The sequence below is a fragment of the Diaphorobacter sp. HDW4A genome, assembly GCF_011305995.1.
In the GTDB taxonomy this organism is placed as follows: Bacteria; Pseudomonadota; Gammaproteobacteria; order Burkholderiales; family Burkholderiaceae_C; genus Diaphorobacter_A.
Genome location: NZ_CP049910.1, coordinates 4,191,785 through 4,207,202 on the forward strand (window position 1 = coordinate 4,191,785; position 15,418 = coordinate 4,207,202).

Sequence of the window (15,418 nt, forward strand, 5' to 3'; positions counted from 1 at the left end):
TCACCCCACCAACATCGGTGATGTGAGGGCCACTACGCCGCCTTGGTAGATCATGCCGGTAGGCAGACCGTCTTCGCCAATGCTCGTGCCCTCTAACTTGAATGGCCCTGATCCAAGCTGGTCAGTGACCGCGTCCAATGCGATAGCCGCACCAGCGCCGCTGCGCCAGACAGCAAAAGTGGGTTTGCCCGTAATCTGCACCATGTCGTTTGCAAGCGATGGCTGCAACACGATACGGCCTTCGGCGTTGATGACGCCGCACGGCTTGTCCAGCGTTCGGACAGCCAGCAGATTGCCGCCTTGCGCGTCGTATAGCTCAATCACCGATGGGCCATTGCCAGCATCGGCCAGATCGATACTGGCTTGGTTGCGTGCCGCGCGGTGATCACGCGAGATCTGCATCGTCATGTCAGCGTGTCCGTGTGAACTGCGATCACTGGGCCTGCGCCCGTGGTCTTGTGCTCTCGATAGGGGTCGATGCCCACTGCGACATATACAACGCCGACTTCGAGCCCACGCGCGGTGTACCAGCCCTGTGCGTCGCTCCAGCCCTCCCACGCCTTGTAGCCGTCGGCCACGCGCAGCAGCCAGACGCGGCCATTGCGAAACGGGCTCTCCGGCGATGAGGGCGTGAGCTTGATCATCACGCGATCACGAATCACACCGAGCCCAGCGCCGCGGATCGCGTGGCGCAAGTCGAGAAGACTCACCATCGGCTGCGCAAGATGCTCAGTGCGCGTATAGGTCACAACGCCGCGCCCCTGCGCAAAGGCCAACGGACGTGGTGCGTCAGCGTAGATACTGAGCAGCGCCATCAGTCGGGTCTCCATGGACCAGAGATATCTATCGCTCCCACGCCACCGACACTGGAGCCGGTACTATCCGAGTGGGCCACTGCGAAGAACTTCCGTCCAGCATAGGCATCGGAGCCGGGGAAAAAGTCTCCGAGCGCCGCAATAGACGCAACACCTGAGTGCGGGATATACCGAACACCAGGAATGACCGCACGCGGGGGCGCACTGGAAAATGCCTCGCGGAGAAATACCTCCGAGAAGAGTATCCGCCCATTGACGGAGGACGGGGCCGCACCACAAAAGTTGTCTGCGCCAGAGGTTGTCGAGAGTGACCCGGTGAATGGTCTTGACCCGACAAAAATCGCGCTGCCCAGACCGGCGAATGCGCGCGGCATCGCACACCCGGCGTACGAGTCTCCCAAATCTCCAGTTGTAAATGAGCCTCGGCTCAAATAGCTGCCACCACCTTGGGTGCCGCTGATGACTGTGGCCCATGGATCACCAGCAGTGGCGAGCACGATGGGATCGCCAAATCCGCGAATGCCAGTGCCGGTGTAGATTTCATTGGCACTAGTCCCAACACTGAACGCTGTCAGAAGAAAGCGAGGGTCGGCCGCGAGCAGATACCTTGAGCGTGCGCTGCTGCTGGTGGACGACGCGCTCTTCACCCAGTAATATCCACTCGGCACGATGGTGGTGCTAGGGAACATGCCGGTGCCGGTGTCCACGTCGGTCATGACCTCGTAGCCCGCAATCTTCGTGTTCTGGATGCCCGTGTCGTCAACGCGCAGAAAGTGCCCGGCAGACTTGACGTGCTTGCTTCGATACACCGCTTTGTTGATGCCGTTGTAGACCTTCTCCCATCCGACCGGCGCATATCTGACCGTGATGGAACCGGTCGCCACACCATCGGGCGCGTCCGTGGCGAACGTGATGGACTTGCTCGTGCGGCTCAGCACGCGGGCCTCGCCGTTGAGCAATGCGGGACTGGTGACTCCGTCAATCAGTACCACGGCCTCTTCCTCGAAGTACACGCCGTCGTTGAACTGGGCCGTGCCCACGCCACCGGACACAGTCACCGACAGTGCCGTGGTTGGCCCCCAGCCGGTGATGAGAAAGGCATCGAGTGCGGCGATCATTGCGCCCACCGTGGCGCTGATGACGGGCGCACCGCGCATGCGCTCGTGCATGTGTTTGACAGGGTAGGAATAGGCCATATTTAAATCTCTTGAGGTCTTAGTCGAAGGTGTTTTCAGGGGTGTGGCCGATGTCGCCACGCTGCTCGATGCCAAACTTGTCATCCATCCCTGCAGGCGATCCGGGTTGTGTGCAGCGGATGACGGCGATGGGTGCTTCGGCACCATCGGTGTCGATGAACAGCGTGTTGTTGACACCCCAGCCTTGGTTCCAGCCGACGGCGGGCAACGTCATGTAAGGGGCACCGGCTGCAGCGTTGATCGGCGAAAAGTCCTGGTTGATGTTGCCGCTGGCGATCTGTCCGAGGTGTTGGCCGATCAGGTCGAAGTTGATGCCATCCGAGCGGAACTTGATACCCCAGCGTTCCGTGATCGCGCCAAGGTTCGTGACCACGATCTTGCCCGTGTACTTGGCCGTGGCCTCACCCACCGTTGGATTCACACCGTCCATCCAAGTCACGCCGTCCCACGACTTCTGTGTGTACGTGCGCGGCACATCGGCAAAGCGATCACCGAAGCGAAGCGCGGTGGAGAACACCGATCCCACGGGGAACTCGTACCCGATTGGCAAGGTGAACTTCACCTTGCCATCGATGCGCACCTCGGCGATCACGCGGTAGACCTCTGTGCGCGCCACCACGCTGATCGGGTACAACCCGCCCGCGTCTGGCTTGGCCGGGAAGCCCGAGAGATCGGTGAAGGTGACGGTGCCTGCGTCGAGGTCTGCCGTGAAGCCGGTGTAGATCTCGGCCCCTGTGTAATCCAGCACCTGCACGACAGACAGGCGCTGGTGGCCGATGTTGTAGGTCATCGGTAAGCTCGGCACGAACGTCGATCCGCCATGCGTCACGCCCACAACAGCCGTGTCGCCAGGTCGAGCAAACACGACGCGGCCATCGGATGGCAAGGCAGCCGGGTCGAGGCCCAGCAGGCTCACGTCGACCGGCAAGTAGATATAGCTGATCGCCGAGTAGCGCAGCGTGTCCGGCATCACAGGCCACGGACGCCAGATCTTGCCCGCCTCGACCGCGCCCACGTCAGCCGCCGCATACCACCACTCGGCCTTCTGCGCGTCAGTGACCTCAGAGACTGGAACGAAGTCCCCGAACTGCAGCTCAACGCCACCACGCGAGAAGTCCACGCGGCCCCGCATGTGCAGGCCCGTGATGTTGCCTTGCGTATCGACATTGGCCGTGAGCGGCGTGCCCTTGGTGTCGAGCACCGACAAAATGAAGCCGCCCGCACCAGCGCGCAGCGGGTAAGCGTCGGTGTTGAAAAAGAGGCTGGCCGTGGTCCACTGCGAGGCCTGTGTCCAAAGACTGAGCAGTTGAAAGTCTGTCGGTCCGGTACCGCCGACAACATAGTCGTTCATCAGCACGGTGCCCGCTTCGTAGTCGATGGTTCCGCAGGCCACGCCAGCGGACGTGTCCGTCCAGTCGCGATAGATGACGCCGTCGAGATCACGATACAGGGTGCCCATCCAACGGAACAGCACGCTGTTCACCACGATACGGTGCGTCGTGTAGGGGCACAAGTCGAGCACTATGGCCGAGGGCGTGTAGGTCTGGCTCTTGTGCCGTGTGCTCGGTGGGCCAACGCGGTAGCGCGCCACCATCGACGACGCTGCAAGTACTTCTTCGCCTACGCTTGTGGTGCCGTACTCGCCGCCTTTGTTGGAGTTCGAATTGCTGGACGCTTCGCCATCGCCCACCGTGCGTTCGAACTCTTTCGCGTCCTGGTGGTCGGCCTTGTAAGTCTCAGTGCTGCGGTCGAGTGTCACCACCTGCAGCGAGACATCACGACCCGTGATCGTGCCCATAGAGCCGATGAAATTCCCCGCGTTGTCTGCAGTGACCGTGCGGGCCACGATGATCCGGTTGTCATTGGTGCTGCCCGTCTCTTCGGTCAGCGTGGCACTGGTGCCGTTGGACGTGCGGATGGTGAATGGTCTCTCGACGTACTTGATTGCCATGTCTATTCCCTGATTAGCCCGCAGTGGATCGCGGCCAGTTGACGTAAGGAACACCAGTGCCAGCTGCAGGCTCGTAGTACTCAGGCACAGAGCGGCTGGTGTAGGTGATGTCGGTGGTCTTGCTGGCGGTCGTGGTGGTGAGCTGTGCGCCGCTCGAGCTGCTGACCGCACGCGAAACGACGTAGGTCAGCTGGAACGTTCCTGCTGCGGGCACCTGGGCCGTCTGAAAGTGGATGATCCCGGCGGCGTCAGGGGAGCCCGGTGCAGCAATGATCTCGGTGACCAGCGCCTCCAGCTCGCAGTCGATTTGCAGCTGCGCGCCTGCATCGGGCATGTGAGCCGGGCGCAGCAGCACGCTGCGGCTTGGATAGTCAACCACGCCCGAGCCGTCGCCGGTCAACTTGCCGGTGCCGTTGTCGATCACCGTGTAGACCGTGCCGCCGCTGGTGTATCCGATGATCAGCGTGGAAGGCACGATGCGATCGAGATCGCTGTCACCTTCGACGATCCACGAGTACTCGGGCGCGCGAACCTGCGGCCCTTGCGCCGAGCGGTTCGTGAACGACAGTGGCGACGCGAAAGTGATGCAGATCGTGCTGCCGATGTCAGGCACCGCTTTCAGGCCGATCAGCAGCGTGCCGGTGAGGTAATTGACTGTGCCGGAGCCCGAACCCTTGAGCTGTACCGCTCCATCGTCATAGATGCGATAGAGCTGGCCGAGCGCCCAGTAGTCGATAAAGACGGAACCCGGCTGAGGCAGAGGCTTCAGGTCTGCAAGGAAAACCGTTCCTGCATTCTCCTCCGCGATCTTGATGCGGCGTGTGTGCAAGGTCGTGGCCGCTTCCACCTGACGAGGCGAACTCGCGAGGAGCAAAGTCTGCTTGGCCGTGGGCCGTTGGTCCGTCGTGCTCACTTCGCCTTTGCTGTTGGGCACGACCTGCACATAGACCGACTCTGTCTCGATCCAGTTGTCGAGCAAAGTGGTGGCCTTCGTCAGCTTGCTGGCCGAGTAGAACAGGCCTGCATCCGTGTACATCGTTTCACGCAGCAGCGTTTTTGTCGCGCCACGCGTGAATGTGCGCACAGGAGGCGAGCCGGGGAAGTCAAACGTCAGGCTATCGAACAGCTCGCAGGTTGTGACCAGTGCGTCGAAGTCCTCTGCCTTTGACCCTGATGTGTCGGTGTACTTGCGGATGAGCGAACTGGTCGCTTTGATCTTGATGCGCTGTCGCCGCTCGCCTGCAACGCCTTCGTTGTAGACCAGAACGTAGGTGCGTCCGATGGCGGGCGGTGTGCCTTCTGGTCGCTGCAGGATCTGGATCGCGGGCATCGTGGCCCAGTGGTTCTCCAGCAGGTAGCCCGAAAACTCGGACGCGGCATTCATGCCGGACTCCATGCGCTTGGCGATGTCGGCGCGCGTGGCGAACGGATTCTTGAGCGTGAGGATTGCGCAGCTCACACGCGGATCGTCCGGAGGCTTCGAGACGATAACGTTGGTGCCAGTGAACGGCGTCTTGTCCGTGTTGCGCAGAACACCGTGGATCTGGTAAATCTCGACGCGGCCGACGGTACGTGTTTCTTCGCTGATGTCCGGGAAGATTTCGTTACTGCGGCCTGTGGTCATCAACTGGGCCGAGGGTGGCCCGCCGCCTTCGGGTCGGTCGACCATACGCAGGGAGCGAGCCAGGCGGATATCACCTGCAAGGATTGTCATGGTTTAAATCTCGATGAATTTGAAAGTTGGGAGGTAGTCGGTCTGGCCGTTGTGCTCGCTGTCGAACAAACGCCATTGCGCGCGGGCAGTGAATGCCGCGCCCTGCGAGTTGTCGAAACGCACCCTATGCGTGACACCACGCACGACAAGATCGAATTCGGCATCTGGAATTGCGGCCCAGGCGTATAGCTGGTCGCACAAAGCGCGAGTGATCCATGACCTGCTTTCAACGCCGTCGAGCGTGATGGGACGGCCAGCTTTGCGCTTGCCCACATGGATGATCAGCGCGCCCGTGCTGCCCGTCTTGTTAGCCGTGACGACCGCGTTCCACGAAAACTCATCGGGCCAGAGGAGGCTGTCCGGTAGTTCGAGCTGGGTGGAGTTCAGTTTCAGCGCGATCATTGAGCGACCCCTTTCGACTCCGCCAGTTCGCGCAACAGGCGCTCTTCAGTGCTTGCGCTCTGCGCTGTCGTGTGCGTTGTGGTGCCCTTCACGGAACCCCACTGACCCACGCCATAGATCGTGATGTTGTTGATGTAGGTGTTGCCACCCGACCCGCCACCGGGCGACGGACTGGGTGCTGGCGAGGGAGAGGGAGAGGGAGACGGCGATGGTGCGTCAGGCTTCTTTGCGCCGTCGGCTTGCATATCCGCATACTCATGCTTGCCGTCTCCAAACTGGTAGTACTCCGACATCTTCCCGAGGGCCTGCGATAGCGTGCTGTACTTGCCGCCCCACCGCTGCTGAGCAATGGACGCGTCATAGTTGACGTCGCCGTTGGAATTCAAGAACTGCTTTGACAGCTCTTCAGCCACCTTCGCTTCAATCCCCGATTGCTTGAGATAGTCGATGATGGTTGCCTGCGTCCACACGAACTGCTGTTGCGCCTGACCCTTGGCATCGCTGGTCATGCCGTCTTTGTTGCGGTAGCCAGATCCGATCTTTTCAACGCCCTCGCCGAGCTGCTCCGGCTTGTCGCCTTCACCCGGCTTTCCGTATTTCTGTTTCACCAGTTGCTGGTACTCCTGCAGAGCACGGCTCGCGCCTTCGACCGACGACTGCACACCCTTCCAGTCACCAGCCATGCCGCCTGCGGCATTGCCAGTGACCTGGCGCACTTTGAGCGTCGTCTTGCCAGCCTGGTCGACCGCAAGGTCGTATCCACGCACTCCGGCTTCGGCCGTCACCCATGAAGGCGCAATACCTTTGTTAGCCTCGATGGCGGCTTCGGCAGCACGTTTAAACCCTTCCGACAGTTCGCGCGCGCTGGCTTGCCCGCTGCTACGCATCACGTCATAGGCATCCTTGGCAGACTTCGCAGTGTCCTTCAACGATGCATCGGACGTGATGCCCAGTTGTTTCATTGCCTCGCGAACGCCTTGAATGCCAGGCAAGGCGTTGTTGACAGCGTCTTTTAGCTCGTCGGCCTTCACCTTGGCCTGCTCAAGCAGACCGTCGGTGATCTTGTCGCCGAGCTGGCCGCGCAGGCTCTCGATGCGTTGCTTCAGGCTATCGATTGCAGCCTGACCGTCCGCAGTGTTGATGGCTTTGGACAAGCTCGCCGAGAGCACGCGTGACACATCCACTCCCTGATCCTTCAGGCTAGCCATGCCGGTGACGATAGCTTCGACATCGTTGATGGCACTGCGAGCAGCGGTACCGATGTTGCCCTGCAGCTGAGTGAACTCAAGGCCTGAACGCTTGACCGCTTCGCGCAGGCTCGCATCCAGAATTGACCCTAGACGCTCTCCGTCTCTTCCCACCGCGCCAAGAGCGACACGCGCCTTGACCTCCAACTCATCGAGCTCCTCTCCACTTACGCCTGCAGCAATTGCGTTCTTCACATCTGCAGCAGCAGCATTCGCGACGGCCACCGCCTGGCCGAATGCCTGACGTGCCATCACTTCAAACTGCGCAAGATCTTTTCCTTCGAGCGCCTTCGCCCACTCAGCCTGGAACTCTCCCGCGCCGAGCTTCCCATCCGCGACAAGTTTGTCGAGCGTGGCCGTGAAGTCCTTGATGCCCTGAACTTTGGTCAAATCGAAGTTCTCAGTGACCTTCTTGACGGCGGACGCGGACAACTCCCCGTTTTTGGTGAGCTGTGTGAAGGCATCCACAGCCGTGCGTGCAGCTTTCGAGAGATCGAACTGCTTGTCGATTGCTGCCTGGGTCGCGTCAGCCATGCGCGCGCGACTAGCCGCCACTTCCTTTGTAACTTCTACTGCTGCTTTCTCGGCTTCTGCAAGCTCCTTTGTACGGTCTTTGTAGCCAGCGAGCTTTGCCGCTGTTTCGCCCATCCAGGTGCCGATGTCTTTGAGATTGACGATCAGGCCGACCAATGTGAAGGAACGCAGAAACTTCAGAGCTGCAAACAAGCGCCCCGCACTCGCCGCCGCCGTCGTGATCGCGCCGGAAGCCGCAGCGACCTGCGCGCCAACACCCGCCGCCGCACGGCCGGTGGTCACTGCTGCAGCTACATTGGCAGCTGCATTTGCGGATGTTGCCGCCGTATTGGCCGTCTTGGCCGCAGCGTTTGCAGTGGTTGCTGCGGTGTTCGCAACGGTAGCTGCAGTGTGAGCGGTGGTTGCCGTAGTCGCCGCAGCCGTCGCGGTGCTGATGCCCAGAAAGTACTGGGCAAGCCGCAATGCCGCAAAGCCTGCAGCAGCCTGCCCCACGTCGATCAGCAACCCGGCAACCGTGCGCAGGTTGCCCGAGAGCATGTCGATCATCGACGCGGCCTTGGCGCTCACGCCGTTGGCTTGATCAACCTCCGAGACATACAGGCTCCACTGCGTAGACAAGTCCTGCAGGGCACGGCCCACCGTGGGCGGCAGCTTCTGGAATTCGGTGGCAATCGTATCGCTCTGTCCGCGCAGCGCACGAATGACTGTATCGGCCGACAACGCTCCGGCCTCGGCCATCTTGCGCAGCTCGCCAGTAGTCACGCCCAGGCCATCCGCCAGCGCGCGCGCAAGGCGCGGAGCTTGCTCCATGACGCTGTTGAATTCATCGCCGCGCAGCACACCTGATTGCAGGCCCTGCACCAGTTGCGTAATGGCAGCGCTGGAAGCCTCCGCGCTCGCTCCGCTGATCTGGATCGTCTGGTTGATGGTCTCGGTGAGCGCCAGTGCCTGCGCTGCGGCGTTCTGAGACGAGAGGCCTGCGTCCTTGCCTGTCTGTGCAATACGCGTAAACAGCGTGCCAGTTCCCTCCAGCGCACTGTGCGTCCTCAATGCAACGTCGACGACACCTTCCCAACCTTGCTTGAAGTTCTCCGCCTCCCCCGTCACCAGCTTCATGCGACTTTGCAGATTGGTGACCTGGTCGGCCGTCTGGGCAAACTCCAGTCCCATGTTCGTCAGGCCACGAACGCTCTGCAATCCGACATAGAACTGCTGCAGCCGCGCAAGTTGCGCGCTGATGGACTCGACACCTTCACCGATGGCCCGGTGGGTGCGGGTCATGCTCGCACCGGCAGTGGCCGCGCCATTGGCCGCGCGCTGATAGGCTGGAGACAATTCCTGCACCGACTGAGCCACTTGCACAATTTCGGCGCGCAGGCGCTCCTGCACCCCGCGAGCTGTCTGCCCAGCAACGCCATAACGCTGCAGCTCGCCCTGAGCGCGATTGACCGCCTCGAGCTGCTGCCCAAATGCCGCACGCGTGGAGTCCACGGTCGCCTGCAGCCGCTGCAGGTTGGCGGCTTCCTGTGCTGTCGGTGGCCCCGAGGCTGCGATCTGCTTGGCAAATCCCGACGCTTCGGTCTCGGCCCGACTCAACGCCGTCGCGGCCGCATCGGACTGGGACTTGAGCTGGATGAAATTGGTGATCGCCGCGTCCTGCTCCCCCAGCTCGCGCAGGCGAGCTGCTGTGGACTGCGCCTTCTGCGCCAGTTCTTTGTCCAGAATCTTGGCAAGCTCGTCCAGTTCGTCAGCCATGCGAGCGACGGACTCCTGCCCGGTCGCCTCCGCGTTGATCCGATAACTGACTTGCTTATCCGCCATGATTTCCTACAATGCGCACATGCCGCGTTTAATTGCCTTCATCTTCTGCATCGCCTTCCTGGTGGGCGCCGGGTTTTCCGTGCGCGCGGGGTTGGCTGTAGCAGTCGTGGGCTTGCTGGCTCTGGCAGGATTTGTTGCGTGGAACTTCGTCGCGATGTTCATCGGACCAAAGCAGCACCGCCCATAGCAGGACTGTCGCGCGAGACGCACAAATAAATAAGGCCGACAGATGTCGGCCTTATGCATTGCAGGAGGAAAAAATCAGGTGGTCAGTTCTTCAACACCTGGTAGTACTTGCTGATGCCAGTACCGCTCTTGCTCGAATCCATGAGCACGGTTCCGCTGACCTCCAGATCGGCAAAACCCTTTTCCTGGAGCAGACTGATCTTCGATGCCACGCCTTGGCTGGCACGAAAAATCTTGAGCACGGACACTTTGCCATCATCAGCCTCGTTGAGCCCTTCGATAATGAACTCCAGCTCGACGGCCTTGGTCACTAGCGCTTCGATCTTTGCATAGGAAGCGAACTCGTAGTCCACCACGATGTCATCCTGATCAGCCAGAGCCGTTGCTTCCGGCAAGATGTAGATGCCTGCAGGACGTACCTCGTAATTGCCCTCGGCTGGAATGACAGTGCCTGTCGGGTACTTATAAGACACCCAGAAACCCGTCGCTGCGGCAACGCCCGGAGCATCAGCGGCGATCAGGATGCCGGTCGTGGTCACCGTGTAGTTTCCGACCATCGTCAGCTCTGTCGCAGTCGCAGAGTCCGCCCCGGTTCGCACCACGACGTTACTTGGATTTGCGTTCAGAAAAGTGATGGTGTCGCCCCGTCCCTTGTTCGGGTGAGATTCATCGGTCACTGTCTGCGTTGCTGGGCCACCGGATGCGGGCTTTCGAATCACCACGTTCTGCGGCAGCAAGTGTGCTGTAGCCAGCAGGCCGCCCAATGTCACCTTGTGCGCTTCAGCGGAAACCGTCCCTGAATCGATCCCTGACGCAGTGCCCATGACTGCGCGGGAATAGTTGGCAACGTTGAGGTCAGCAAATTTAAAGGACAAGCCCACCTCGGACACACGACGGCGCTCTGCGTGCACGCCGCCGCCCAAGGTCGTCATATTGGTCTGCTGCTCCACGTCTTCCTTGTGGCTCATCTCCGCGCTGAGGACGTTGCCGACCGACAGAAATGGCTCCGCAGAGCCGTAGCGACGAGCGTAGACCGGCCCCACATAGGCGGCAGGAGAAAAAACACGTTTGATGATTTGTTGAGAGGTCGCCATTTTCGTCATTCCTTTTCGAGTTGAGGGACTACGCCTGCGGCACGCAGCCACTCGGCAGTTTTGGGATGCACGGTGAGCGTGTGCCCCTTCGGGTGCAGCACGCCCAAGTGCTCGTGGGCGCGTTCAAGCACTACGCGCTCTTGCTTTGGTGTTGCTGCTGTTTTGGGGACACGCGGTGTGGCCGCGCTGGTTGTCTTCATGCTTTTCTCCATTCAAACCAGTTTCGACTCGCGAATTCGAGCGCAGCGCTGTGGCACAGTGCCCCGGCAAAAAAGACCGGCCCCGTGCTCACTACCTGAACACCGCGCTCTTCGAACACGCCGTTGCCGATCACTGCCGGGACGCCGAGCCTGGCGAAGCGGAACGCATCACGCATGTTCTCGACCAGCTCATCGAAGATCAGCTCGCTCTCGATGCCGTCCTTGAACGACATGTAGCCGCGAATCGTCCAGGTGTGCTCGTTCAGAATGCGACCATTGCTGTTCACTTCCTTCGTGGCGGTCCGCCGCACATGCCAGCCACGGATATGCGCCTCTTCGCCGAACGCATCGCTTGCGGCGCTGGGCCTATACAAATACAGGCGCTTGTACGCGCTGTCATCGCCTGCATACCGCTCGCATCGGTGAACGATGCCAACGTCGGGCACCGAGCCCAGCAGCTCAACGATGGCTAGGCGCGTCGCCGCCAAAGTGGAAGGAATGCTCATGTCGGGCCCCCAGCGAGGTGACGAACGATGCGCTGGGCAGCGTCTTCGAACATGGCGATCACCTGAGTTTCGGTCGAGGTCACCGCGCGCTCAAACGGCCGTTGCGGCTTCGTTCCCTCCCGAGCGATCTTGCGGCCGACGAGGAAAGCAACGCTCTTGGCTTCCTTCGGATCGCGGATGCCGAGCACGGCGCGCACCCATGGCACCAGCGCGTCGATGGGCGGCATGTGGGGGCGTGTACCCAGCTCCAGGAACAAGGCAGAGGGCTGGCTACTGCCCACCACGCCCAGCACACCTGCAGGCGTGCTCATCACATCACGGGTGATGCTCTTGGCTGTCAGACCTGTCGACGCACGGGGTATGTTTTCAATGACCTCGCGCTCGACCAGTTGAGTGGCCTCGGTCATCGCGGCTTCGAGCACCTCGCGGGTGAAGGCTGGTGCGTCACGCAAGCCGCGCTGGATTCCCGACAGATCGCCCAGACTGATGGACAGGTTCATAGCCCGCCCCGGCTGACCAGGTTGTGACGCGGATTGCGGCGCGGCCAACTGGTGACACTGGCAGCTGCAGCAAGGCCGTTGCCGGACAACTTCTCATTGAACGGGTCCACCTGGCCCGTGCCCGTGAAATACGCCGTGCGGTATTCCTTGGCGCGCTTGGAGAACGCAGTGGCGCGGCTTTCGTTGCGTGCCATGTCCACATTCAGCGTGGAGTCGCGGTCGGAGCTGAAGCGCGTAGCCAGTTGCTGGCACAGCAGATAGGCGGCGTAGTAGGCCACGGCCAAGCGGTGGGCTGCAGGAATCGTGTCAGCGCCCGCATCGAGCTGGTGCGGCAGCGTGTAGGTGAGAACGACCAATGTGCCAGCAGCCAAGGCATTGACGCCCTCCAGCTGCCAGTCGTCTCCTGATTTGAAGACGGCAAAGTGCAGTGCTGGCTCGAACGCGTTGCGGCCAGCCACATCGACACTTACCAATTGCGCAGCATCGGTCCAGCCAGAAGGCAGGGGCGCAAAGACGCTGGTTTGCGGCCAGACGAATTGCTCAACCAGTGTACGTGGCACATCCATGCTGTAACGGATGCGCGCCTCCTCGATCACACGGGTGCGTGCTTCGGGCGTGACTTCGTCATCCATTCCTGGAACGAAGTCCTGCAAGAGCTGCTGGATGTCGGCGAGTGCCACGGTGATTGATCCTCTGGTTTAAACGATTTGCCGGGTTGGTAAAGGACCCGTTGCTGGAGCCTTTACAAACCCGCCCCTTGCGGGGCAGGCCGGGCTGAGTTCATGAAGGAGTGCCACTCCCCGCGCTGGTCAAGCGCCTTTCGCCGCTGCTGGGTGTCAGGGTCAGGCCACCACGGCCTTGGTCGTTGCCTTCTCGCCATCCACCAAGACCGTGCCACCGTAGATGTGGCGGATCTTGTAGGTCAGCTTGTCGTGACTGAATACCGAGCCAGAAGTGGGAGCGTCCTGCAGGAAGGTTTCCGGATCTTCCTTGCCATCCAGAAAACCAATTTCCAGCGCTGGGAGGATCAGCGGATCAGCCACAGTGACCCAGTCGTTGCTGTCGAGCCAGTAATCGATCACGATCACCTTGGTCTTCTTCGACTGAATGAAGTCTTCGTCCAGATTGGTTTTACGTGTGAACATGTCATACGCTGTGCGTTCCAGTTCACCGGGCACCAAGAGCACTGCAGGCGAAGTGGATAAGCGCTTACCGCTACCGGATCGAGTTTGCTGGCGCATGGACAAGCGGTGCTTGGCAAACTCGTCGGCAGACAGGGCGGCAGCGAACAGGTTCGCATGGTCCACGTGGTAGAGCGCCTTCGCGTCATAAATCACTGGATTGCCGCGATAGAAATCGAACACGAACTCGAACAGAGTGTTCTTGGCAGCAAGCGCAAGTTCCAGCGGAATGCGGCGCAGGGCCTGAATGTCGTCGTTCTTGATCGCTTCGAGCGTGACATCTTCCGTACCGCCGCGCTTGGTCACGGCATAGGTCGCCTTGTCATCACCCGGTGTGGACAGCGGTTGATAGGGCGCACCTTGCGCCACCGCAGGAAGATTGCCATACCCACCGATGCGAACGCGCTCGACCGTGCGGAAGTCACTGACTGGCCCCCAGGTGGCGACCTGCTTCCACGCTTCCAGTTCGGCCAGACCCGTGTAGATCGCCTGCATGCGACGAGTGATGCTGTTGCCCAGTGCATCGGCAAACGTGGTGGTGTCCACGGATTCGCGCATGATGCCCAGACTTTCAGCCATGCGTCCTGTATCGCAGTCGCGCAGAAGGCCGGTCACGCGTTTGTCACCCGTGATTTCGACGTAGGCTTCCTTGAAAGAGCTGACGCTGCGGTGATCCTTGTGCTTGGGATCGAAGAATGCATCCAGCATCTCGCGAATTACCACACTGCGGTCGCCCACCTGGATGGAGCCATCACCGAACGAGGGAACGCGCACGGCACCGCTTTCAGAGAGGCGTGCCACATACGCGCCTTCTTCCGTGATGGCAGCGGTCACAGCCGCTTCAGTCAGACGATCAGCACCGGCAATCGCAAAGCCAGCAACCAGGCGATCCTTGGATGCCTGCGGCAACTTGGCCGCACCAACGCGGTCGCGCGCGGCTTGGCGAGATTCATAGACCTGCAGATCGGCGCGGGTCAGAGGCGTGTTGTCACCTTGGGCCTCGGTCACGCGGGTCGTACCCGGTTCCGGCACCAGCGGGCCACACACAGATTCGTGCAGATTGACGACTTCGTCGTCGGTGATCGTGTCCACATTGATAGTGGCGTGCTTAGCCGGGTCTTTGGCCTTGATGGCCTCCAGCAGGCGTTGCTTCCAGAGAGGCATTGCTTCTTCCTTTGGGTTGATGGTTGGATCGGCGGCGGCTTCGGTCAAACGGTCCAGGCCGCCACCCGCGCCTGGCTCGACAATCAGATCCACCGAGTGCACCTTGGTGAACTTCACCGCCTCGCGCAGCGTGTCGCTGCCATCGCGGCGTTTCTTCGTGCGGGCATCGGCGTCGATGGACAGGCCTAGCAGGCCCTGCATGCCGCGCTTCACCGACTCGACCATCTTGGTGACGGCCTTGTCGGTGGGGTCGATGGGTTTAAATGTTCCGACCAGCGAGCCGGTATCAGGCGTTTTTCCCTCGACGAAGCGCGTGCCGTAGATGCCGCCGATGAGGTTGCGCACATCCTTGCCCTTGCCCGCGATGTGTTCAGCATCCGACTTGGCGAACACGCGAACGCCCTCGAACATCGGAGCCGCTTCGCGCAAAGGCTGGTCGGGGTAGTAGTTGCGGTTGCCGCTGCGGCCCGCACGAATCAGGGTGACTTCGATAGAGCCGTCCTGGGCTTCGCGGAACACCGCAGTGTCCAGACCTTCGCGCAGCACCGTCTTGTCAGCAGTCACCGTCGGCACATACTGCTCGACCACCTCGACGGGCGCTGCCAACGTGAGCTGGTCGCCCGATGGCGATGCCGTGACGGTGTAGCCATATTGATATTTGCGACCGCCCAGCTCGATGATGGCGCGGTCCGCGTAGATCGCGGTGAGCGACACCCAGCGGTCGCCGACTGGTTTGGACGGATACACCACAGCACCGATGGCCGTGCGCACCATGTCGATCAGCTGGCGGAAGTCGCGCTCTGGAGCGCCAGCAGCTTCGCGCATGGACGTCTCGATGGCTTGCACCGAGGTAAGGCCACCGCAAGCGAGCAGCGCTGCAATAAGTGGGGAGAGCTTCATGGCCTGA

14 protein-coding genes are annotated in these 15,418 nt (G+C 61.0%); 1 reads left to right on the plus strand and 13 read right to left on the minus strand.

Annotated elements, in window-relative coordinates; all coding sequences use genetic code 11:
- Genes G7047_RS19205 through G7047_RS19235 form a run of 7 tightly spaced genes read right to left on the minus strand, consistent with a single transcriptional unit; the run spans position 1 to position 9,680 of the window.
- Positions 1-408 carry a hypothetical protein gene (locus tag G7047_RS19205; protein WP_166308992.1) on the minus strand — a complete coding sequence of 136 codons (408 nt, stop codon included), beginning with the start codon at positions 406-408 and terminating at the stop codon, positions 1-3.
- Positions 405-830, minus strand: coding sequence for a hypothetical protein (locus G7047_RS19210; RefSeq protein ID WP_166308995.1), 426 nt, complete (start codon positions 828-830; stop codon positions 405-407). Before G7047_RS19210 ends, G7047_RS19205 begins: the two co-directional genes overlap by 4 nt.
- On the minus strand, positions 815-2,011 hold the full coding sequence (locus tag G7047_RS19215; protein WP_166308998.1) for a hypothetical protein: 1,197 nt from the start codon (positions 2,009-2,011) through the stop codon (positions 815-817). The genes G7047_RS19210 and G7047_RS19215 overlap by 16 nt, the downstream gene beginning before the upstream one ends.
- 19 nt (positions 2,012-2,030) lie before the next feature.
- A complete protein-coding gene (locus G7047_RS19220) occupies positions 2,031-3,962 on the minus strand; it encodes a hypothetical protein (RefSeq protein ID WP_166309001.1) in 1,932 nt (643 codons plus the stop codon).
- 13 nt (positions 3,963-3,975) lie between these two features.
- Positions 3,976-5,676, minus strand: coding sequence for a hypothetical protein (locus G7047_RS19225; RefSeq protein ID WP_166309004.1), 1,701 nt, complete (start codon positions 5,674-5,676; stop codon positions 3,976-3,978).
- A gap of 3 nt (positions 5,677-5,679) precedes the next feature.
- Positions 5,680-6,078, minus strand: a complete 399-nt coding sequence (locus G7047_RS19230; protein WP_166309007.1) for a hypothetical protein — start codon at positions 6,076-6,078, stop codon at positions 5,680-5,682.
- Entirely contained in the window at positions 6,075-9,680 is a 3,606-nt protein-coding gene (locus tag G7047_RS19235; protein ID WP_166309010.1) for a tape measure protein, read from the minus strand. The genes G7047_RS19230 and G7047_RS19235 overlap by 4 nt, the downstream gene beginning before the upstream one ends.
- Here G7047_RS19235 and G7047_RS19240 point away from each other — a divergent pair.
- The gene (locus G7047_RS19240) at positions 9,679-9,867 is read left to right on the plus strand and encodes a hypothetical protein (RefSeq protein ID WP_166309013.1); all 189 of its coding nucleotides are present in this window, start codon (positions 9,679-9,681) and stop codon (positions 9,865-9,867) included. The two genes, G7047_RS19235 and G7047_RS19240, sit on opposite strands and share 2 nt — an antisense overlap.
- Before the next feature lie 82 nt (positions 9,868-9,949).
- On the opposite strand, the gene G7047_RS19245 is transcribed toward G7047_RS19240, so the two are convergent.
- From G7047_RS19245 to G7047_RS19270, 6 genes are all read right to left on the minus strand, one after another.
- Positions 9,950-10,960: a hypothetical protein gene (locus tag G7047_RS19245; RefSeq protein WP_166309016.1), complete on the minus strand. Its 1,011-nt coding sequence runs from the start codon at positions 10,958-10,960 to the stop codon at positions 9,950-9,952.
- Between the two features lie 5 nt (positions 10,961-10,965).
- Positions 10,966-11,160, minus strand: a complete 195-nt coding sequence (locus tag G7047_RS19250) for a hypothetical protein (protein ID WP_166309019.1) — start codon at positions 11,158-11,160, stop codon at positions 10,966-10,968.
- Positions 11,157-11,666, minus strand: a complete 510-nt coding sequence (locus tag G7047_RS19255) for a hypothetical protein (protein WP_240939185.1) — start codon at positions 11,664-11,666, stop codon at positions 11,157-11,159. Before G7047_RS19255 ends, G7047_RS19250 begins: the two co-directional genes overlap by 4 nt.
- On the minus strand, positions 11,663-12,166 hold the full coding sequence (locus G7047_RS19260) for an HK97 gp10 family phage protein (protein WP_166309021.1): 504 nt from the start codon (positions 12,164-12,166) through the stop codon (positions 11,663-11,665). Before G7047_RS19260 ends, G7047_RS19255 begins: the two co-directional genes overlap by 4 nt.
- Complete coding sequence (locus G7047_RS19265) at positions 12,163-12,846, minus strand: hypothetical protein (protein WP_166309024.1); 684 nt, start codon at positions 12,844-12,846, stop codon at positions 12,163-12,165. The genes G7047_RS19260 and G7047_RS19265 overlap by 4 nt, the downstream gene beginning before the upstream one ends.
- Before the next feature lie 162 nt (positions 12,847-13,008).
- On the minus strand, positions 13,009-15,411 hold the full coding sequence (locus G7047_RS19270) for a hypothetical protein (protein ID WP_166309027.1): 2,403 nt from the start codon (positions 15,409-15,411) through the stop codon (positions 13,009-13,011).
- Positions 15,412-15,418 lie beyond the last annotated feature (7 nt).